Source organism: Modestobacter versicolor (genome assembly GCF_041028285.1).
Lineage (GTDB): Bacteria > Actinomycetota > Actinomycetes > Mycobacteriales > Geodermatophilaceae > Modestobacter > Modestobacter versicolor_A.
In genome coordinates, this window is the sequence record NZ_JABGDB010000002.1 from 136079 (window position 1) to 155593 (window position 19515).

Consider the following 19515-nt stretch of genomic DNA (forward strand, 5'->3'; position numbering starts at 1 on the left):
GGACGGCGGTGAGCGCTCCGCTCGCGGCCCACGGCGCCGCCGTCGCCTTCGGTGACCGCCGGCTGTGGGGCGGCCTCGACCTGGAACTGGCCGCCGGGGAGTTCCTGGCCGTGCTCGGTCCCAACGGTGCCGGGAAGTCGACGTTCCTGCGGGCGGCGCTGGGGCAGCAGCCGCTGTCGGCCGGCAGCATGTCGGTCCTCGGCCGGCCCGTGGGCCGGCCGGACCGCACCGTCGGGTACGTGCCCCAGCAGAAGTCGATGGGTGCGGCCACGCCGCTGCGGGCCCGCGACCTGGTCGGGCTGGGGGTGGACGGCGGCCGGTACGGCCTGCGCCGGCGCAGCCGGGCCGAGCGTGCGCGCATCGAGGAGGCGCTCGCCGCCGTCGGGGCGCAGGCGTACGCCGACGCCCCGATCGGCCTGCTCTCCGGCGGCGAGCAGCAGCGCGTGCGGATCGCGCAGGCGCTGGTCGGCGACCCGCAGCTGCTGCTCTGCGACGAGCCGCTGCTGTCCCTCGACCTCGGCCACCAGCGGGCGGTGAGCGCGGTCATCGACCGCCGGCGACGGGAGCACGGCACCGCCGTCGTCTTCGTCACCCACGAGATCAACCCGGTGCTCGACCTCGTCGACCGGGTCCTCTACATCGCCGGCGGCCGGCACCGGCTGGGCACCCCGGCGGAGGTCTTCACCTCCGCGTCGCTCAGCGACCTCTACGGGACGCCGGTCGACGTGCTGACCGTGCAGGGCCGGATCGTCGTGGTGGGCACCCCCGACCACGCGCTCGCCGCGTCCCGGCACCACGACCTGCCGGCCGGCGCCGGCGCGCTGCACCGGTGACCGAGGTGTTCAGCTTCGAGGACTACGGGCGGCTGCTCGCGCTGGTCCACGGCTCGCTCGTCGCCGCGGCGCTGCTGGGCGTCATCGGCGGTCTGGTCGGCGTGTTCGTGCAGATGCGCGACATGCAGTTCGCCGTCCACGGGATCAGCGAGCTCAGCTTCGCCGGCGCCGCCGGCGCCCTCCTGCTGGGCGTCAACGTGGCGCTGGGCTCGGTGCTGGGGTCGCTGCTGGCCGGCCTGCTCATCGGGCTGCTCGGCGTGCGCGCCCGCGACCGCAACTCGGTGATCGGGGTGCTGATGCCGTTCGGGCTCGGCCTCGGGGTGCTCTTCCTCGCCCTCTACGACGGGCGTGCCGCGAACAAGTTCGGGCTCCTCACCGGGCAGGTCGTCTCGGTGGGCACCGTCCAGCTCGGCTGGCTGGCCGGGCTGTCGGTCGTCGTGCTGGGCGGGCTGGCGCTCATCTGGCGGCCGCTGACCTTCGTCAGCGCCGACCCCGAGGTCGCCGCTGCCCGGGGGATGCCCGCCGGGCCGCTCTCCGTGGTGTTCACCCTGCTGCTGGCCCTGGCCGTCTCGGTCGCCGTCCAGGTGATCGGCGCGCTGCTCGTGCTCGCGCTGCTGGTGACCCCGGCGGCCGCCGCGTTGCGGGTCACCGCCTCTCCGGTCCTCGCCCCGCTGCTGAGCGCGGCGTTCGGGGTGGTGTCCGCGGTCGGCGGGATCCTGGTCGCCCTGGGCACCAGCGTGCCGATCAGCCCGTTCGTCACGACGATCTCCTTCCTCATCTACCTGGTCTGCCGGGTCGCCTCGGGCCGGCGGGCCCGGCGGGGCTGGGGCAGCCGGGACGTGCACCCGGCGCCCGCGGAGGAAGCAGTCGACAACAGTTCTCACATGTCGCTACGCTGATGTGGTGACCGCTGCACCGTCCCGACCCGGCGTGGCCGCGCCGGCCTACCCGCCGGAGGCGGTGCAGGCGGCCAGCTCCCTGCTCGCCGCCCTGTCGGCCCCCATGCGGCTGTCGATCGTGGCCCAGCTGCTCGAGCACGGCAGCCGGTGCGTCCACCAGCTGGTCGACGAGCTGGGTGCGCCCCAGCCGCTGGTCTCCCAGCACCTGCGCGTGCTCCGGGACGCCGGGCTGGTGGTGGGGGAGCGGCGGCACCGGGAGGTGCACTACGCGCTGGTCGACCGGCACGTCGGGCACATCGTCCGCGATGCCCTCGACCACGTCTCGCACGCGGTGGGCCGAGCGGGTCCGGTGGGCGTCGACGACGCAGGCTGCCCGGTGGACGAAGGGACGACGAGATGATCCGCAACACCCGCCAGCGCACCGCCGTGAACGCGGTGTTCGACGAACTCGAGGGCTTCCACAGCGCCCAGGAGGTGCACGCCCGGATGCGGGCCGCCGGCGACACGATCGGCCTCTCGACGGTCTACCGGGCCGTCCAGGCCCTCGTCGACGACGGCGAGCTCGACTCCATCCGCACCGACGCCGGTGAGGCGATCTACCGGCGCTGCAGCACCCGCCACCACCACCACCTGGTCTGCCGCACGTGCGGGCGCACCGAGGAGGTCGAGGGGCCGACCGTCGAGCGCTGGGCCGACCGGGTGGCCGGCGAGCACGGGTTCGTCGACGTCCGGCACACCCTGGAGATCTTCGGGACCTGCGCCGCGTGCCACGAGGCCGGCCGGGCCCAGGACGCGCCGGTCGACGGCGAGACCGCGGGGCGCTGACCCCCGCCGGTCAGCCCACCGCGGACCGGCCGGTCGCGTCCACCCGGCCGCCGCGGAGGGCGAGCACGTGGTCGGCCCGGTCCACGGCCGCCGCGTCGTGGGTGGCGTGCACGACGACGACGCCCCGCGCGGCCTCCGCGGCCAGCGCGTCCAGGACCGCGGACCGGGTCGCCTCGTCCACGCTTGACGTGGGCTCGTCCACCAGCAGCACGTCCGCCCGGCAGGCCAGCCCCTGCGCGACCAGCACCCGCTGCCGCTGACCGCCGGAGAGCTCGGCCAGCGGCTTCGCGAGCAGGTCCGCCAGGCCCATCCGCTCGGTGCACTCCGCGACGAGGGCCCGGTCCGCCGGGCGCAGCCGGCCGAGCAGGCCGCGCTCGCGCCACCGGCCCATCGCTACCACCTCCCCGACGGTGATCGGCAGCTGCTCGGGGACGGCGCTGTGCTGGGGCACGTAGGCGACGCTGCCGCGCGACAGGCCGGTCACCTGCCCACCGGTCGGGGCGAGGGTGCCGGCCAGCACGTCCAGCAGCGTCGACTTGCCGGAGCCGTTCGGGCCGGTCAGCACGGTGGTCGCGGCCGCCGGGAAGCCGGCGGTGACGTCGTCCAGGGCGAGGGTGGGGCCGCGCCGGACCGACAGTGACCGGAGCTGCACGGGCGGGGTGTCCACCCGGCCCACTCTATCGGTAGTGAGAACCAGTCCCATGTAGCGTGGCCGGACATGACCTGGCTGACCGACCCGCTCGCAGTCTCGTTCATGCAGCGGGCGCTGCTCGGCGGCAGCCTCGCCGCGGTCATCTGCGCGGTCGTCGGCACCTGGGTCGTGGTCCGCGGACTGGCCTTCCTCGGCGAGGCCGTGGCGCACGGGATGCTGCCGGGGGTGGCGGTCGCCGCGCTCGCCGGGTGGCCGCTGGTCCTCGGGGCGGCGGTGAGCGCCGGGGCGATGAGCGTCGGGGTCGGCGTGGTCGCCCGGCGCGCCAGGCTCTCGCACGACACCGCGACCGGGCTGCTCTTCGTAGGCATGCTGTCGCTGGGCGTCGTCATCGTCTCCCGCTCGCGCTCCTTCGCCACCGACCTGACCGCGATCCTCTTCGGCGACGTGCTGGCCGTCCGCGTCCCGCAGCTGACGCTGCTCGCCGTCGCCCTGGTGCTCATCGCCGCGGCCTGCGCCGTGCTGCACCGGGCCTTCGTGGCGCTGTCCTTCGACCCCCGCACCGCCGCCACGCTGGGGCTGCGGCCGCGGGCGGCGAACGCGGCCATGGTGCTGCTGGTGACCGCCGCGGTCGTCGCCTCGTTCCAGGCGCTGGGCACGCTGCTCGTCCTCGCCCTGCTGCTGGCGCCGGCCGCGGCCGCCCGCCAGTGGACGCACCGGGTGCCGCCGACGATGGCGCTCGGCGCGGCCTTCGGCGTCGCCGCCGTGCTGATCGGCCTGCTCGTCTCCTGGCACGCCGGCACCGCCGGCGGCGCCTCGATCGCCGGCTGCGCCGTTGCCCTCGTCCTCGTGTCGGCCGCCGTGCGCGCCGCCGTCCCCCGCTGACCCCCACCCACCCCATCCCAGGAGACGACGTGACCCGCTCCACCCACGCCCGGCGACCCCGCCGGGCGGACCGACGACGACCCGCCCTCGCCTCGGCGGTCGGCCTCGTCCTGCTCACCACCGGCTGCGCCGGTGAGGCGGCTTCCGGCAGCACGCCGGCAGCCGGTCCCGCGACCCCGCACGGCTACGTCGCCGGCGCTGCGGAGCTGACCGAGCCGCAGCTCCAGCTCGGCTACCTGGACGCGTCCGGCGCCGCCCACGCCCTCGACCTGCTCACCGGGGAGACGACCGACCTCGGCGCGGTCGGCCCGGCCGGGTCGGTCGCCAGCGACGGCCGGTTCCTGTTCGTCTCCTCCGAGCCGGCCGGGCAGCTGACCGTGGTCGACACCGGCTCCTGGACGGTCGACCACGGCGACCACACGCACTATTACCGGGCCGAGCCCCGGGTGGTGGGCACCCTGGACTGGGCCGGGGAGGTCCGGGTCGGGTCCTCGGAGCGGGTGACCGCGCTGTTCTCGCCCACCACCGGCGGCGGCGTCGTGCTCGACCGCGAGGCGCTGGGCCGTGGTGACCTCGAGCAGACGGCCACGGTCGGCGCCGAGCCGCACGACGGGGTGCTGCTGCCGCTGGGCGACGGGCTGGTCGGCACCGACGGCGACCGGGTCCGCGTGCTGGACGCCGCGGGTGAGCCCGCGGGCGGCGAGGGGGCGGCGTGCCCGGGGGTGCGCGGGGGAGCCGCGACCCGGGTCGGCGTCGTCGTCTCCTGCGCCGACGGCGCGGTCCTGGCGACCGAGGCCGACGGCGCAGTCACGTTCGAGTCGATCCCGTACCCCACGGCGGTGGCGGACGGCGACCGGGCGGCGGTGTTCGCGCAGCGCCCCGGCCGCCCCGGCCTCGCCGCGCCCGCCGGCGACCGCGGCGTCTGGCTGCTGGACACCCGGGCGGCCGAGTGGCAGCTGGTCGAGACCCCCACCCCGCTGCTGCGGGCGGTCGCCGTGGACGACGACCGGGACCGGGTGGTCGCGCTGGACGCCACCGGCCGGGTGGTGGTGATCGAACCGGACGTCGGCGTGGTGGCCACGACGGACGTGCTGGTGGGCAGCGCGGAGGACCTGGCGACGGCGACGGTCGAGGTGGACGCCGACCGGGCGTACGTCAACGTCGCCTCGGCGGGCGTGGTGCACGAGATCGACTACGTCGACGGCGCCCGGGTCGCCCGGTCGCTGGAGACGGTCGTGGCGCCGGCGTTCCTCGCGGAGACCGGTCGATGAGCCGGGTGCTGCGGACGCTCGCCGCCGCCGTCGTCGCCACCGGTGCGCTGGCCGGGTGCGGCGGCGACGCCGCCGCGGACCGTCCGCTCGTGGTGGTGACCACCGACGTCCTGGGCGACGTCGTGGGGGAGCTGGTCGGCGCGCAGGCCGAGGTGGTGACCCTGATGCCGACCGGCTCCGACCCGCACTCCTTCGAGGTCTCGGCCCAGGAGGCCGCGCGGATGCGGGAGGCCGACCTCCTGGTGGCCAACGGGCTCGGTCTGGAGGAGGGGCTGGCCGCGCAGGTCGAGGCGGCCCGCGACGACGGCGTGCCGGTCGTCGAGGCCGGCGAGGCGGTGCCGGTGCTCGAGTGGGTCAGCGACGACGCCTCCGGTGTCGACCCGCACTTCTGGACCGACCCCGCCCGGATGCTGGCGGTGACCGATGCGCTGGGAGACGCGCTGGCCGAGCACCTCGACGGCGTGGACGCCGACGTGCTGGCCGCCGACGTCGCGGCCTACCGGGAGCAGCTGACCGAGCTGGACGGCTGGATGGCCGAGCAGCTGTCGCAGGTGCCGGTGGAACGCCGCAACCTGGTGACCAACCACCACGTCTTCGGCTACCTCGCCGACCGCTTCGGCTACACCGTCGTCGGCGCGGTGATCCCCAGCGGGACCACGCTGGCCGCCCCCAGCGCCCGCGACCTGGACGAGCTCGCGACCAGCATCCGCGACGCGGGGGTGTCGACGATCTTCGTCGACTCCGCCCAGCCCGACCGGCTCGCGCAGGTGCTCGCCGAGCAGGCCGCCGTGGACGTCGCGGTGACCCCGCTGTTCACCGAGTCGCTGAGCGCGCCCGGCGAGGGGGCGGAGACCTACCTCGCGATGATGCGGAGCAACACCGAGGACATCGTGGCCGGTCTCCGCTGACCCACTGCTAGTAATGAGAATCATTCACGATAGGGTGGGCGGCATGACCAGAACTCGTTCCTCCTTCCCGGTGGGGGTGGTCGGCCTCGGGGTCGCCACGCTCCTCGTGACCGGGTGCTCCTCCGACTCCTCCGCGTCCGCCGACCCCGGCACCGACGCCGCGTCGCCCTCCGCGGAGACCGTCTCCGCGGCCCAGCCGCGCATCGCCGTCACCTACGACGGCGGCGTGCTCGTGCTCGACGCCGACACCCTCGAGGTGGTCGGCGACCTGCCGATGGACGGCTTCCTCCGGGTCAACCCGGCCGGTGACGGCCGGCACGTGCTCGTCACCACCGAGGAGGGCTTCCAGGTGCTCGACACCGGCGTCTGGACCGACGGCGGCGAGTCCTACGCCGCGGACCCGGTCCTCACCGACGACGTCTTCGAGGCCGACACCGCCGGCCACGTCGTCGTCCACGGGGACCGGACGGTGCTCTTCGCCGACGGCACCGGCGACATCACCTCGTTCGAGACGGCGGCGCTGCTGGACGCCGACGGGCTGCCGGAGACCGAGTCCTGGGAGTCCGAGGCGGCGCACCACGGCGTCGCCATCGAGCTCGAGGACGGCACGAAGCTGTCGACCCTGGGGGACTCCGAGTCGCGGTCCGGCGTCCGGGTGCTCGATCCCTCCGGCGAGGAGGTCGACCGGTTCGAGGAGTGCCCGGGGGTGCACGGCGAGGGCACCGTCGCCGGTGAGGCGGCGGTCTTCGGCTGCGAGGACGGCGTCCTGCTCTACGACGGGGAGTTCACCAAGCTCGACGCCCCGGACGAGTTCGGCCGGACCGGCAACATCTTCACCACGGAGTCCTCGACCGTGGCGCTCGGCGACTACCGCGACGACCCGGACGCGGAGGGCTCGCTGCTGTCCTCGATCGTGCTGATCGACACCGCGGCCGACCGGATGCAGGTCGTGCCGCTGCCCGCGGGCGTCCAGTACACCTTCCGCGACCTGGCCCGTGGCCCCGGCGACGAGGCCGTGATCCTGGGCACGGACGGTGCGGTGCACGTCCTCGACGAGACCACCGGTGAGCTGGTCGCCAGCCACCCGGTGATCGACGCCTGGGAGGGGCCGGCCGAGTGGCAGGACCCGCACCCGGCGATCAAGGTCCACGACGGCATCGCCTACGTCACCGAGCCTGCGGCCGACGCCGTCCACGCGGTCGACCTGGCCACCGGCGAGGTCGTGGCGACCGGTGAGCTGTCCGGCACCCCGAACGAGATGGCCGTCGTCACCGGCTGACCGACCCGCTGCCGGCCACCGGCCCCGCCCGTCCACCGGACCGGCGGGGCCGGCGTCGCCCCAGCCGCGCACCGGCTGGACGCGCACCATCACCGGTCCGCGGTCCCCGGCGGCTAGGATGCTGCCGTCGTCGCGCCGGTCCCTGGACGCCACGCTGTGCTCCCCGGCGTCGAGCCGGTTCCTGGGTCGCCGACCGGTCACCCCTGATGCGGTGGACCTGGGGGAGAGCACGTGCCGGACGGCGGACCTGATCAGAGCGCGGTCGCGGTGGAGACCCTCCCGGCGGGCCGGGGCTTCGCCGACCGGCAGGGGCGGTCGCGCACCGAGAGCCTCGGCGAGCGGGTGCTCGGGTCGCTCCTGGACCGCGCCCACCTCATGCCCGCCCGGCTGGTGGGGCCGCTGGTGGCCCAGGAGATCGGCTCGGTCGGCGGCACCGACGTGGGCATCTGGCTGCAGGACTACGACCAGCGGACGCTCAACCCGCTGACCGGACCCGGCCTGACCGGGGAGCCCGCGCCGATCGACGGCAGCTGGCCGGGCCGCGCCTTCACCCAGGACGCCCGGATCGAGCAGCAGCTGCCCGACGGCTCGGTGCGGCTGTACCTGCCGATGCTCGACGGGTCCGACCGGGTCGGCGTGCTCGCCTTCACCCTGCCCGGGGTGGACGACGACGACCGCCGGCTCGGCCAGCGGCTGGCCGGGCTGACCGCCGACCTGGTCGTCACCAAGTCGCTCTACACCGGCACCTTCGCCCGGGTGCGCACCGCGGCGCCGATGAGCCTGTCGGCCCACCTGCAGTGGCAGACGCTGCCGCCGCTGGTGATGACCACCCCGGACCTCGCCCTGGCCGGCATCCTGGAGCCCGCCTACGACGTGGGCGGGGACAGCTTCGACTACGCACTCGACGAGCACGTGCTGCACCTGGCCGTGTTCGACGCCATGGGCCACGGGCTCGAGGCGGCCATCATGGCCACCGTCGTGGTCGCCGCCTACCGGCACGGCCGTCGCTCGGACGCCTCGCTGCCGGACCTCTACGTGCACATGGACGACGTCCTGGGCAGCACCCACCCCGGCAAGTTCGCCACGGCCCAGATCGGCCGGCTGGACACCGAGACCGGGGTGCTCAGCTGGGTCAACGCCGGCCACCCCGCGGCCCTGCTGGTCCGGCCCGGCGGGGCCGTCGAGGAGCTCACCGGACCGATCAGCCGGCCCGTCGGCTTCGGCGGCGCCGAGCCCGTCGTGCAGACCGTGCAGCTGTCGCCGGGCGACCGGGTGCTGTTCTTCACCGACGGCGTCGTCGAGGAACGGCTGGCCGACGGCATGCAGTTCGGCGAGGTCCGGCTGCGGGAGCTGGTCGAGCGGACCAGCGCCGACCGGCTGAGCGTGGCCGAGACCGTGCGGCTGCTCTCGCACACCCTGATGGCCGCCCGGGGCGGCCGGACCAGCGATGACGCCTCGCTGTTGCTGGTCGAGTGGGGCGGCCCGCCCCGGGACGACGAGCTGGCTCGCGGCATCATCGGCGGCCTGCCGGCCGGCGACATCACCAGCTGACGCGCCGGGGTCAGCCGCCGTAGGCGCGGAACACCGGCTCGGCGATGCACACCGGCTTCTCGGCGCCCTCGCGCTCGATGACCGCGCCGATGGTCAGCTGCACCCCGCCGGCGATCTGCTCGACCGCCGCGAGGGTCGCGGTCAGCCGGATCCGCGAGCCGACCGGCACGGGGGCGGGGAAGCGCACCCTGCCCAGGCCGTAGTTCACGCCCATGGTCTGGTCGGTCACGGTGAGCACCTGCGCCCACATCGGGATCAGCAGCGCCAGCGTGAGGTAGCCGTGCGCGATCGGGCTCCCGAAGGGGCTCTCGGCCGCGGCGCGCTCGACGTCGACGTGGATCCACTGGTGGTCGCCGGTCGCGTCGGCGAAGGTGTCGACCCGCTGCTGGGTCACCTCGAACCAGTCGCTGGTGCCCAGCTCGGTGCCCGCCAGCGCGGGCAGCTCGGCGATGGTGGTGGTGGTCGTCCTCATGTGTCCTCCTGGCCCGGCCGGAACGTCTGCCGCAGGTCGGGTTTGCGGATCTTGCCGGTGGCGGTCTTGGGCAGCTCGTCGACGTAGCGGACCTGCTTGGGCACCTTGAACCCGGCCAGCCGCTCCCGGAGGGCGGCGCGCAGCGCGTCGCCGTCCCGGGGCGCCCCGGGGGCGGGGACGACGATCGCCAGCCCCACCTCGCCCCAGTGCGGGTCGGGGACGCCGATCACGGCCACCTCCTGCACCTCGGGCAGTTCGAGCATCACCGACTCGACCTCGGCCGGGTACACGTTCTCCCCGCCGGAGATGATCATGTCCTTGTAGCGGTCCCGGATGTAGAGGTAGCCGTCGGCGTCGGTGGAGCCGGCGTCGCCCGAGTGGTACCAGCCGTCGACGATCGCGGCGGCGGTCGCCTCGGGGGCGTTCCAGTACCCGGCCATGATGTTCGGCCCGGACAGCACGATCTCGCCGACCTCGCCCGGGGCGCACCCGGTCCCGTCCGGACGGACGACGCGGACGTCGGTGAAGAACTGCGGCTTGCCGGCGGACCCGACGTGGCTCACCGCGTCCGCGCTGTCCAGGGAGGTGCCTGCCGGTGCCGACTCGGTCATCCCGTAGGCCTGCTGCACGGTGACGCCGCGGTCCAGCCAGGTGCGCAGGAGCGGCAGGGGGAGCGGTGCCCCGGCCGCGCCGATCGTGCGCAGCGCGGACAGGTCGAGGGTCTGGAAGCCGGGCTGCCGGCTGAGCGCGTCGAGCATGGTGGGGACGGCGAAGAACGAGGTCACCCGCTGCTCGGCGATGACCGCCAGGGTCGCCGCCGCGTCGAACCCGCGGACGAGCACGCCGCAGCCGCCGCGCAGCAGGGTCGGGTTGAGCGTCCCGTTCAGCCCGCCGATGTGGAACAGCGGCGCGAGCGCGAGGGTCCGCTCGTCGGGGGCGAAGTCGAAGCCGAGCAGCTGGCTCATGCACGACCACGTCATGTTGCCGTGGGTCAGCACCGCGCCCTTGGGCCGGCCGGTGGTGCCGGAGGTGTACATGATGAGGCAGGTGTCGTCGAGGGCGACCGTCTCGTCGCGCTGCACGGGCTCGGCGCCGGCGAGCAGTGCGGCCCAGTCCAGCGAGCCGGCGCCGCCGGACAGCGGCGGCTCGGCCGCGACCCACACCCGGACGGCGGGCAGCGCGGTGCGCAGCGCGTCCGCCGTCGTCCCGTGCTCCCGGCCGTGCACCACCAGCGAGGCGCCGGAGTGCTCGAGGACGTACTGCGCCTCCGGCGCGGTCAGCCGGGCGTTGACCGGCACCCAGATCGCGCCGAGCTGGCCGCAGGCGTAGAGGGTCTCCAGGCCGGCCGGGTGGTTGGCCCCGAACCAGGCGACCCGGTCGCCGCGCTGCACGCCGAGCGCGGCCAGCGCGGACGCGGCGCGCCGGACGCGGAGCGCGAACTCGCCGTGCGTCGTCGTGGTGCCCTCGAACCACAGCGCGGGCTTGTGCGGCGAGCTCCGCAGGTGCCGCTCGGGCCAGGAACCCAGGCCGGCGTTCCTCACCGCAGCCCCAGCGCCCGGATCGCGTTCTCCTTCATGACCAGCGGCTTGACCTCGTCCTTGATCTCCAGGGCGTCGAAGTCGCGGATCCAGCGCTCCGGGCGGAGCAGCGGGTAGTCCGAGCCGAACAGCACCTTGCGCTTCAGCAGCCCGTTGGTGGCCCGGACCAGCTGCGGCGGGAAGTACTTCGGCGACCAGCCGGACAGGTCGATGTAGACGTTGGCCTTGTGGGTGGCCACCGAGATGGCGGCGTCCTGCCAGGGCACGGAGGGGTGGGCCATGATGATCGTCAGGCCGGGGAAGTCGGCGGCGACGTCGTCGAGCAGCATCGGGTCGGAGTAGCGCAGCCTGATGCCGCGCCCACCGGGCAGCCCGGCGCCGATGCCGGTCTGGCCGGTGTGGAACAGCGCCGGGACGCCCAGGGCCTGCAGCTCTTCGTAGAGCGGGTACACGGCGCGGTCGTTGGGCAGGAAGTCCTGCAGGCTGGGGTGGAACTTGAAGCCGCGGACACCGGAGGACTCCACCAGCCGCCGCGCCAGCCGGACCCCCGCCTTGCCGCGGGCCGGGTCGACCGACCCGAACGGGATCAGCACGTCGGGGTGCTGCGCGGCGAGGTCGGCGATCTCCTCGTTGGACAGCGCCGGCTGCCCGGTGGCGGCCTCGGCGTCCACGGTGAAGACGACGGCGGCCATCTTCTTGCCGCGGTAGTCGGCGGCGATCTCGGGCACGGTCGGGTCGTAGGGGTCGCCCTTGAAGTACTGGGCGGCGGCCGCGTTGAGCTCGTCGTCGAGCGCGAGGTGCCCGTGCTGGTCGGCGTGCACGTGGACGTGCACGTCGATGGCGACCAGTGCGTCCAGGTCCAGCCCGGGAGCCGGGGCGGTCACCTGCCCGGCTCCTGCGGCAGCTGCTGGCCGACGGTCTGCTGGGCGGCGGCGAACCGGGCCGGCCAGGCCTCGGCGATGGCGTCGGCCGACCAGCCGGTGCCGTCGGCGAACTCGACCACGACCTCGGTGGGGTGGCTCCAGAGCGCGAGCCGGTCGCCGCCGATGCCGATCGCCTGGCCGGTGATCCCGGCTGCGGCGTCGGAGGCGAGGAAGGCGACCAGGCCGGCGGCGTCCTCGGGCGTGCCGAAGCCGAGCTCCTGGCGGGCGAACGCCGGCAGCGGCTCGCCCTCCTTCAGCATCTCGATGTAGGGCTGCACGAACGGCACCGTCTCGGTCATGGCGGTGGCCGCGACCGGGACGACGGCGTTGACGGTGATCTGCGCCCGGGCCAGCTCCATGGCCCAGGTGCGGACCATGCCGACGATGCCGGCCTTGGCCGCGGCGTAGTTGGTCTGGCCGAAGTTGCCGACCTGGCCGGTGGGGGAGCCGATGCAGATGACCCGGCCGCCCTCGCCCTGCTCCCGCATCCGCACCGCCGCGGCGCGGGTGCAGGTGAACGTGCCGCGCAGGTGGGTGGTGACCACGGCGTCGAAGTGCTCGTCGGTCATCTTCCACAGCGTCGCGTCGCGCAGGATGCCGGCGTTGTTGACCAGGACGTCGAGCCGGCCGAACTCGTCCACCGCCCGCGCGACGAGGGCCGCGGCGGCCTCGCTGGTGCCGACCGGCACGACCTCGGCGACGGCGGTGCCGCCCGCTGCGGTGATCGACGCGACCGCGGCGGTGGCCACCTCCTCGTCGACGTCGTTGACCACGACGGCGGCGCCGCGGCGGGACAGCTCGGTGGCGTAGGCGAGACCGAGGCCGCGCCCCGATCCGGTGACGACGGCGACCTTGCCGGTCAGGTCCACGGGTTCTCCTCTGCGAGCGACTGGTGGTGCGGCGAACGTAAGTGCGTATCGTGGAGGATGTCAACGATCGGGGAGTCAGATGACGTGGAGCTTCGCCGACGACCTCGGCTTCCTCATGTCCCGGGCCAGCGGCGTCGTGGTGCGGGCGACCAACGCGGCCCTGGCCGAGCACGGGCTCCGGGTCCGGCCGTACTCGGTGCTGGCGCTCGCGGCCGAGTCCGAGGAGGGCACCTCGCAGCGCGACCTCGGCACGGTGCTCGGCCTCGACCCCTCCCAGGTGGTCCTGCTCGTCGACGAGCTCGTCGAGCGCGGCCTGGTCGAGCGGCGGCCGTCGCCGGCCGACCGGCGGACCCGGCTGGTGGTGGCCACGGCGGAGGGCCGGCGGGTCCGGGAGGCGGCCAGGCAGGCGGCCGACGCCGCCGTCGAGGGGCCGCTGGCCCTGCTCGGCGACGCCGAGCGGGAGCGGCTGCGGGACATGCTGACCCGGGTCTGGACCGCGGCCGGCTGAGGGAGGACCCCGCTGCCCCCACGCCTCGCGAGCTCGGCGCGGGGCCCTGCAGCGGGGCCGGGGGCCGGACGGGCCGGGCCGACGCGGTCAGGGGAGAGCGCGGCGCAGCGCGGCCCGGGCGGCGGGCTGGAGCGCGGTGGCCACCCGCTCGTACAGCGCGGCGCTGGCCGCCGCCGGGTGGTCGCTGCCGAGCTGGCCGGCCGGCAGTCCCGGGTCGGCGCGCAGCAGCGCCAGCCAGTCCGCGGCCAGCAGGGTCCGTTGCGCCAGCGAGCCCCTGACCCGCGGTGGCGCGCTCCAGTCGGCGACGAACCGCAGGTGGGCGCGGCGCAGCGCGGCCACGTCCCAGGCCCGGCGGACGAGCCGGTCGACGTCGGTGCCCGGGAGCGGCCGGGCGGCGAAGGCGTCGGCGAGCTCGACCGCCTCGGACAGGTCGTCCGGCGCGAGCACCGCGGCGACGTCGACCGTGCCCGGGGCGATCCACAGCCCGTCGCGCAGGCCGCCGAACCCGGCCCAGGTGAGCCGCGAGCGCACCTTGTGCCGCAGGTCCCGCCGGCTCTCCGGCACCGAGTAGCTCAGCAGCGTCCACTCGCCGGAGGGGTGGGTGAAGGGCGCGGGGGAGCTGACCCGCTCGTCGGCCTGGCGGAGCACCCGCTCGGCCAACGGGGTGAGGCCGTACTCGGCGCTGCGGCCCACCTGCCCGCGGTGCAGGAGGCCCCGCTGGGTCATCCGCTTGAGCGTCGCCCGGGCTGCTGCCTCCGTGACCCCGAGGTCGGCGAGCAGGTCCAGCAGCACCACCGACGGCAGCGGGGGCAGCTCGTCGTACAGCACGACCGCGCCGAGGAAACCGAGCAGCAGCGACTGCGGACGGTGCACGGGTGCGTCGTCCCGTGCCGACCCCGGCTCGTGTCCGGGCTCGTGGTCGGGCTCGTGTTCGGGCTCGTGGTCGGGGTCGACCAGCTCGGCCGCCAGCGCGCTCATGTCCCTCCTCGGTCCGGTGTCGATCTCAGCACGGCCGCCGAGACGTGGACGTGACGTTAGACAGCAGCTTGACGCACGTCGAGATCCTCTCTAGCTTTCTGGTGACTCCGGCCACACTGCGCCGCGCTGGAGCGTCCTGGTGCCGCCCTGGAAGGACGTCGATGTCCCCACCGCTGTTGTCCGTCGAGCACCTCGACGTCGTCTACGACGGCACGATCTCCGCCCTGACCGACGTCTCGCTCACCGTTGACGAGGGGCAGGTGGTGGCGGTGCTGGGGTCGAACGGCGCGGGGAAGACCTCGCTGCTGCGCGCGGTCTCCCGGGCGCTGGGCCCCTACGGCGGTGCGGTCACCGGTGGCACCGTCCGGTTCGCGGGGGAGGACCTCGCCGGGCTCGACACCGCGGCGGTGGTCCGCCGCGGGCTGGTGCAGGTGCCCGAGGGACGACGGATCTTCCGCGACCTGACCGTCGAGGAGAACCTGCGCGCCGGCGGCTACACCGTGCGCGACGCCAGGGCCAGGGCGCAGGCGCGGGACCGGGTGTTCGACCTCTTCCCGATCCTGGCCGAGCGGCGCGCCCAGCTCGGCGGGCTGCTGTCGGGCGGCCAGCAGCAGATGCTCGCCATGGGCCGGGCGCTGATGACGTCGCCCCGGCTGCTGCTGCTCGACGAGCCCTCGCTGGGGCTGGCGCCGCTGCTGGTCGACCAGATCGGCGAGATCGTCACCGAGATCAACCGGCAGGGCACCGCGGTGCTGCTGATCGAGCAGAACGCGGTGATGGGGTTGCGGGTCGCCGACGCCGCCTCCGTGCTCGAGGTCGGCCGGGTCACCGCCGCCGGCTCCGCCGCCGAGCTGGCGGCCAGCGACGAGGTGCAGGAGCGCTACCTCGGCGTCGCCGTCCCGGTCGTGGCCACCCAGCCGGTCGTCGTCGCCGAGCCGGAGATCCCGACCGCCGAGCCGCCGCAGCAGCTCCGGGTCGAGGGCCTGACCGTCCGCTTCGGCGGCATCACCGCCCTGTCCGACGTCAGCTTCACCGTGGAGCCGGGCACCGTGCACGCCCTGATCGGGCCGAACGGCGCCGGGAAGTCGACCCTGGTCAACGTCCTGGGCGGTGCGTACCGGGCGACCGAGGGCACCGTCCACTACGGGGCCGAGGAGCTCACCGCGCTGCCGGCGCACCGGGTGGCCGGTCTCGGCGTGGCCCGCACCTTCCAGAACATCTCCCTCGCCCTCGAGGACACCGTCGAGGACAACCTGCTGGTCGGCCGGCACCGGCTGATGCGCGCCGGGGTGGTGGCGGGGGCCTGGCGGACGCCGCGGGTGCGCCGCGAGGAGCGCGAGCACCGGGCGACCGTCGCCGGCATCGCCGAGCTGCTCGGCATCGCGCACCTGCTGCGCACGCCGGTGCACACGCTGGCCTACGGCGACCGCAAGCGGGTGGAGCTGGGCCGGGCGCTGGCCGCCCGCCCGTCGCTGCTGCTGCTCGACGAGCCGGTCGCCGGGATGACCCACGGGGAGTCCCAGGAGATGGCCGAGACCATCCGCCAGGTGCGCCGCGACCTGGGTCTGTCGATCGTGCTGGTGGAGCACGACATGCCCTTCGTCATGGGCCTGGCCGAGCAGGTCACCGTGCTCGACTTCGGCAGGAAGATCGCCGAGGGCACCCCCGCGGAGGTCCAGCGGGACCCCGAGGTCGTCCGCGCCTACCTGGGGGCGGCTGCGGCATGAGCGACGTGCGAGCGAGCATCGCAGCGAGCTCTGCGAGCGAGGAGCGGAACGAGCAGGGAGCGGGGGACAGGGCATGAGCTACTTCCTCGAGCAGGTCCTCAACGGCCTGTCCTTCGGACTCGTGCTGAGCCTGATCGCCGCGGGCTTCGCCATCGTCTTCACCTCCACAGGCGTGCTCAACTTCGCGCACGGCGCGGTGGTCCTGCTGGGCGCCTACCTCGTCGCGGTGCTGCACGACAGCATCGGCTTCTGGCCCGCGGTGCTGGTCGCGATGGCGGGGGCGGCGCTGGTCGGCGTGCTCATCAACACCCTGCTGGTCCGCCACCTGGCCGACCAGAACGCCGGCACCGCCGCGATCCTCATGCTCGGCGTCGACATCGTGCTGCTCACCGAGCTCACCCGGCGGATCGGCAACCAGGTGCTCACCCTCGGTGCCCCCTGGGGCGCCTCGGTGGTCCGGTTCGGCGACGTCTCGCTGCCCACCGGCCGGGTCATCGCCGCCGGTGTGACCGTGGTGGCCTTCGCCGCGCTCTGGTACCTCTTCTCCCGCACCGACCTCGGCGTGGGCATGCGGGCCGCGGCCGCCGACGGGCCGACCGCCTCCCTCATGGGCATCCGGCTCACCCGCACCGCGGCGACCGGCTGGGCGCTGGCGGGGGTGCTGGCCGCCGTCGCCGGCGTCTTCCTCACCTCGTTCCCCGCCCCCGGCGTCGCCCCGACCGTCGCCCTCAGCGCGTTCGCGGCCATCCCCGCGTGGGTGCTGGGTGGTTTCGACTCCGTGCCCGGCGCCGTCGTCGGCGGACTGGTCATCGGGCTCACCAGCGCCCTGGTCACCGGCTACGAGAGCGACCTCGAGCGGTTCGTCGGCACCGGCTTCGGCGAGGTCGCGCCCTACGTGGTCATGATCGTCGTCCTGCTCGTGCGGCCCTCGGGTCTGCTGGGCAGCAAGGAGGCCGTCCGTGTCTGAGCTCCCTGGCTCCCGGTGGCCGAGCCGGGCCGCCGGCCTCCTGCTCGTGCTGATCGCCCTCGCGCTGCCCCTCGTGCTGTCGGACTTCTGGCTGCAGACCGGCCTGTTCGTGATGGCGACCGCCATCGGCGCGGTCGGGCTCACCCTGCTGGTCGGCGTCGCCGGGCAGCTGTCCCTGGGGCACGCGGCGTTCGCCGCGATCGGCGCGTACGTCTACGCCTGGTCCACCGGCGAGTCGACGGCCACGGTCGGCGGGGCCGGGCTGCCCCCGGTGGCCGGGCTCGTCCTCGCCGCGGTGGTCAGCGCGCTGGTCGGGGCGGCGTTCTCCCCGGTGGCCGGCCGGCTTCGCGGCATCTACCTGGGGCTCGCCACGCTGGGCCTGGTCTTCGTCGTCCGGCACCTGCTGGTCAACCTGGACCAGTGGACCGGCGGCTTCACCGGCCGATCGGTGGAGGCCTTCGCCCTCGGCGGGTTCAGCTTCAGCAACTCCGACCCGGACTACCTCGCCGTCGGAGGCGTGGAGTTCGAGGGCCTGCACCGGCTCTGGTACCTCTTCCTCGTGCTGGCCCTGGTGGCCTGCTGGCTGGCCGGCAACCTGCGGTCCGGGCGGACCGGCCGGGCCTGGGCCAACGTCCGGGACTCCGAGACCGCCGCCGCGGCGATGGGGATCGGGGTCGCCCGGGCCAAGGCGTCGGTGTTCGTCGTCTCCTCGGCCTACGCCGGGGTCGCCGGGGCGATGCTCGCGCTGGCCTACGGGCGGGTGGCCCCGGACGTCTTCAGCCTCACCGCGTCGGTCGACTTCCTGGTGATGATCGTGCTCGGCGGCCTCGGCTCGGTGGGCGGCGCGGTGGTCGGCGCGCTGTTCGTCACCGCGCTGCCGCTGGTGCTGGCCGAGTACAGCTCCTCGCTGCCCTTCCTGGCCGCGCCCGGGTCCGGGGGGCTGGACCCCTCGACGGCGTCCCGGCTGGTCTACGGGCTGGCGATCATCGCCGTCCTGCTGTTCCTCCGCGGCGGCCTGACCGGCGCCGCCCGCCGGCTCCGGCAGCGGACCTCGCGCACGTCCGCCGCGCCGCCGGCGGGTCCCTCCCCGCGCGACCCCCTCAGCACCGATGACGGCGGCCACCCGGCCGCGGTCAGCCCCGCACGGTCGAAGGAGACCACCCGATGAAGCACCTGCCCCGTGCCCGCGCCCTGTCGCTGGCGGCCGTCACCGCGCTGGCCCTGGCGGCCTGCAGCACGACCGACCCCAGCGACGCCGGCGGCTCCGCGGACTCCGGCTCGGGCGAGGTGGAGACCGGCAACGGCGTCACCGACAGCGAGATCACCGTCGGCATGCTGACCGACCTGTCCGGTCCCTTCGCGGCCGGTGCCGCCGTCCAGGTCACCGAGACGCAGGCCTACTGGGAGCAGGTCAACGCCGACGGTGGGGTCTGCGACCGGGACGTCGTCGTGGACGTGCAGGACCACGGCTACGACCCGCAGCGCGCGGTGACCCTCTACCGCAGCATGGCGCCCGACGTCATCGCCCTCCAGCAGGTCCTCGGCGGCCCGACCAGCGCCGCCGTGCTGCCGCTGGCGGAGCAGGACGACGTCTACGTCGGCGGCGTGGGGTGGACCGGCTCGGCGCTGCAGTACGAGAACAACCAGCTCCCGGGTGCCTCCTACGCCATCGAGGCGGCCAACGCGATCGACTACCTGGTCGACGAACTGGGGGTGGCCGAGGGCGCCAAGGTCGGCGTCGTCTACTTCGCCGGGGACTACGGCGCGGACGTGCTGCTGGGCGCCGAGCACGCCGCCGAGGAGCGCGGCCTGGAGATCGTCGCCCAGGAGATCACCTCGGCGACGACGGACCTCTCGGCGCAGGCCTCCGCGCTGGCCCAGGAGGGCGTGGCCGGCGTGGTGCTGGGCGCCGCACCCACCCAGCTCGCCTCGCTGGCCGGGGTGCTGGCCACCCAGGGCGCCGACGTCCCGCTGATCGGGATGAACCCCACGTTCAACCCCTCGCTGCTGACCACGCCCGCGGCCGACGCGCTGCTGGCCAACGCCTACAGCATCACCAGCGTCGCCCCCTACGCCTCGGACGCCCCCGGGGTGCAGGCCGCCAACGAGCTCTACGCCGCCGCCGACCCCGACGGTGCGCTCGGCTGGGAGGTGCCGCTGGCCTACGTGCAGGCCGAGCTGCTCAAGCAGGCGCTGGACGGGGCGTGCGAGTCCGGCGACCTCACCCCCGAGGGCGTCGTCGCCGCGCTGCGGGACAGCACGTCGGTCGACACCGAGGGCGTGCTCCCCGACGGCCTGGACTACTCCGAGGTCGGCCAGTCGCCGACGACGACGGTCTACCTGTCCAAGGTGGACGCGGCCGCGCCGGCCGGTCTCGCGCTGCTGGAGGAGCTCAGCGGCCCCAGTGCGGAGTCCTTCTCCTACGGCGGCTGA

General features: G+C 74.8%; 20 protein-coding genes. 14 read left to right on the plus strand and 6 right to left on the minus strand.

Going from position 1 to position 19515, the window contains the following annotated elements:
• Window positions 1-8: 8 nt before the first annotated feature.
• From HL054_RS06895 to HL054_RS06910, 4 genes are read left to right on the plus strand one after another with little or no spacing between them, the layout of a single operon-like run.
• Window positions 9-833 carry a metal ABC transporter ATP-binding protein gene (locus HL054_RS06895; RefSeq protein ID WP_369138124.1) on the plus strand — a complete coding sequence of 275 codons (825 nt, stop codon included), beginning with the start codon at window positions 9-11 and terminating at the stop codon, window positions 831-833.
• A complete protein-coding gene (locus HL054_RS06900) occupies window positions 830-1732 on the plus strand; it encodes a metal ABC transporter permease (protein WP_369138126.1) in 903 nt (300 codons plus the stop codon). The genes HL054_RS06895 and HL054_RS06900 overlap by 4 nt, the downstream gene beginning before the upstream one ends.
• A 4-nt stretch (window positions 1733-1736) precedes the next feature.
• Window positions 1737-2132 carry an ArsR/SmtB family transcription factor gene (locus HL054_RS06905; protein WP_369138128.1) on the plus strand — a complete coding sequence of 132 codons (396 nt, stop codon included), beginning with the start codon at window positions 1737-1739 and terminating at the stop codon, window positions 2130-2132.
• Window positions 2129-2557 carry a Fur family transcriptional regulator gene (locus tag HL054_RS06910; protein WP_369138129.1) on the plus strand — a complete coding sequence of 143 codons (429 nt, stop codon included), beginning with the start codon at window positions 2129-2131 and terminating at the stop codon, window positions 2555-2557. The genes HL054_RS06905 and HL054_RS06910 overlap by 4 nt, the downstream gene beginning before the upstream one ends.
• 10 nt (window positions 2558-2567) lie before the next feature.
• On the opposite strand, the gene aztA is transcribed toward HL054_RS06910, so the two are convergent.
• Window positions 2568-3224, minus strand: coding sequence for a zinc ABC transporter ATP-binding protein AztA (gene aztA, locus HL054_RS06915; protein ID WP_369138130.1), 657 nt, complete (start codon window positions 3222-3224; stop codon window positions 2568-2570).
• Window positions 3225-3275: 51 nt separating this feature from the next.
• Here aztA and aztB point away from each other — a divergent pair, with 51 nt between their 5' ends.
• From aztB to HL054_RS06940, 5 genes are all read left to right on the plus strand, one after another.
• Window positions 3276-4091: a zinc ABC transporter permease AztB gene (aztB, locus tag HL054_RS06920; RefSeq protein ID WP_369138131.1), complete on the plus strand. Its 816-nt coding sequence runs from the start codon at window positions 3276-3278 to the stop codon at window positions 4089-4091.
• 29 nt (window positions 4092-4120) lie between these two features.
• Window positions 4121-5362, plus strand: a complete 1242-nt coding sequence (locus HL054_RS06925) for a hypothetical protein (RefSeq protein ID WP_369138132.1) — start codon at window positions 4121-4123, stop codon at window positions 5360-5362.
• Complete coding sequence (locus tag HL054_RS06930; RefSeq protein ID WP_369138133.1) at window positions 5359-6270, plus strand: metal ABC transporter solute-binding protein, Zn/Mn family; 912 nt, start codon at window positions 5359-5361, stop codon at window positions 6268-6270. The genes HL054_RS06925 and HL054_RS06930 overlap by 4 nt, the downstream gene beginning before the upstream one ends.
• A 43-nt stretch (window positions 6271-6313) precedes the next feature.
• The gene (gene aztD, locus HL054_RS06935) at window positions 6314-7549 is read left to right on the plus strand and encodes a zinc metallochaperone AztD (RefSeq protein WP_369138134.1); all 1236 of its coding nucleotides are present in this window, start codon (window positions 6314-6316) and stop codon (window positions 7547-7549) included.
• A gap of 231 nt (window positions 7550-7780) precedes the next feature.
• Window positions 7781-9100 carry a PP2C family protein-serine/threonine phosphatase gene (locus HL054_RS06940; protein WP_369138135.1) on the plus strand — a complete coding sequence of 440 codons (1320 nt, stop codon included), beginning with the start codon at window positions 7781-7783 and terminating at the stop codon, window positions 9098-9100.
• A gap of 10 nt (window positions 9101-9110) precedes the next feature.
• Here the strand turns inward: HL054_RS06940 and HL054_RS06945 are convergent, their stop codons facing one another.
• Genes HL054_RS06945 through HL054_RS06960 form a run of 4 tightly spaced genes read right to left on the minus strand, consistent with a single transcriptional unit; the run spans window position 9111 to window position 12902 of the window.
• Window positions 9111-9572 (minus strand): MaoC family dehydratase, encoded by a 462-nt coding sequence (locus tag HL054_RS06945; protein ID WP_369138136.1) that lies wholly within the window; start codon window positions 9570-9572, stop codon window positions 9111-9113.
• On the minus strand, window positions 9569-11113 hold the full coding sequence (locus tag HL054_RS06950) for an acyl-CoA synthetase (protein ID WP_369138137.1): 1545 nt from the start codon (window positions 11111-11113) through the stop codon (window positions 9569-9571). Before HL054_RS06950 ends, HL054_RS06945 begins: the two co-directional genes overlap by 4 nt.
• Complete coding sequence (locus tag HL054_RS06955; protein WP_369139074.1) at window positions 11110-11973, minus strand: amidohydrolase family protein; 864 nt, start codon at window positions 11971-11973, stop codon at window positions 11110-11112. The genes HL054_RS06950 and HL054_RS06955 overlap by 4 nt, the downstream gene beginning before the upstream one ends.
• 17 nt (window positions 11974-11990) lie before the next feature.
• The gene (locus HL054_RS06960; protein ID WP_369138139.1) at window positions 11991-12902 is read right to left on the minus strand and encodes an SDR family oxidoreductase; all 912 of its coding nucleotides are present in this window, start codon (window positions 12900-12902) and stop codon (window positions 11991-11993) included.
• Between the two features lie 79 nt (window positions 12903-12981).
• Here HL054_RS06960 and HL054_RS06965 point away from each other — a divergent pair, with 79 nt between their 5' ends.
• Window positions 12982-13410, plus strand: coding sequence for a MarR family winged helix-turn-helix transcriptional regulator (locus HL054_RS06965; RefSeq protein ID WP_369138140.1), 429 nt, complete (start codon window positions 12982-12984; stop codon window positions 13408-13410).
• 87 nt (window positions 13411-13497) lie between these two features.
• On the opposite strand, the gene HL054_RS06970 is transcribed toward HL054_RS06965, so the two are convergent.
• Window positions 13498-14388, minus strand: coding sequence for a PaaX family transcriptional regulator C-terminal domain-containing protein (locus HL054_RS06970; protein WP_369138141.1), 891 nt, complete (start codon window positions 14386-14388; stop codon window positions 13498-13500).
• A gap of 161 nt (window positions 14389-14549) precedes the next feature.
• Between HL054_RS06970 and HL054_RS06975 the strand changes: the two genes are divergently transcribed.
• From HL054_RS06975 to HL054_RS06990, 4 genes are all read left to right on the plus strand, one after another.
• Complete coding sequence (locus HL054_RS06975; protein ID WP_369138142.1) at window positions 14550-16115, plus strand: ATP-binding cassette domain-containing protein; 1566 nt, start codon at window positions 14550-14552, stop codon at window positions 16113-16115.
• A 73-nt stretch (window positions 16116-16188) separates the two neighbouring features.
• A complete protein-coding gene (locus HL054_RS06980) occupies window positions 16189-17082 on the plus strand; it encodes a branched-chain amino acid ABC transporter permease (protein ID WP_369138143.1) in 894 nt (297 codons plus the stop codon).
• A complete protein-coding gene (locus HL054_RS06985; protein WP_369138144.1) occupies window positions 17075-18250 on the plus strand; it encodes a branched-chain amino acid ABC transporter permease in 1176 nt (391 codons plus the stop codon). Before HL054_RS06980 ends, HL054_RS06985 begins: the two co-directional genes overlap by 8 nt.
• Window positions 18247-19515, plus strand: a complete 1269-nt coding sequence (locus tag HL054_RS06990; protein ID WP_369138145.1) for an ABC transporter substrate-binding protein — start codon at window positions 18247-18249, stop codon at window positions 19513-19515. Before HL054_RS06985 ends, HL054_RS06990 begins: the two co-directional genes overlap by 4 nt.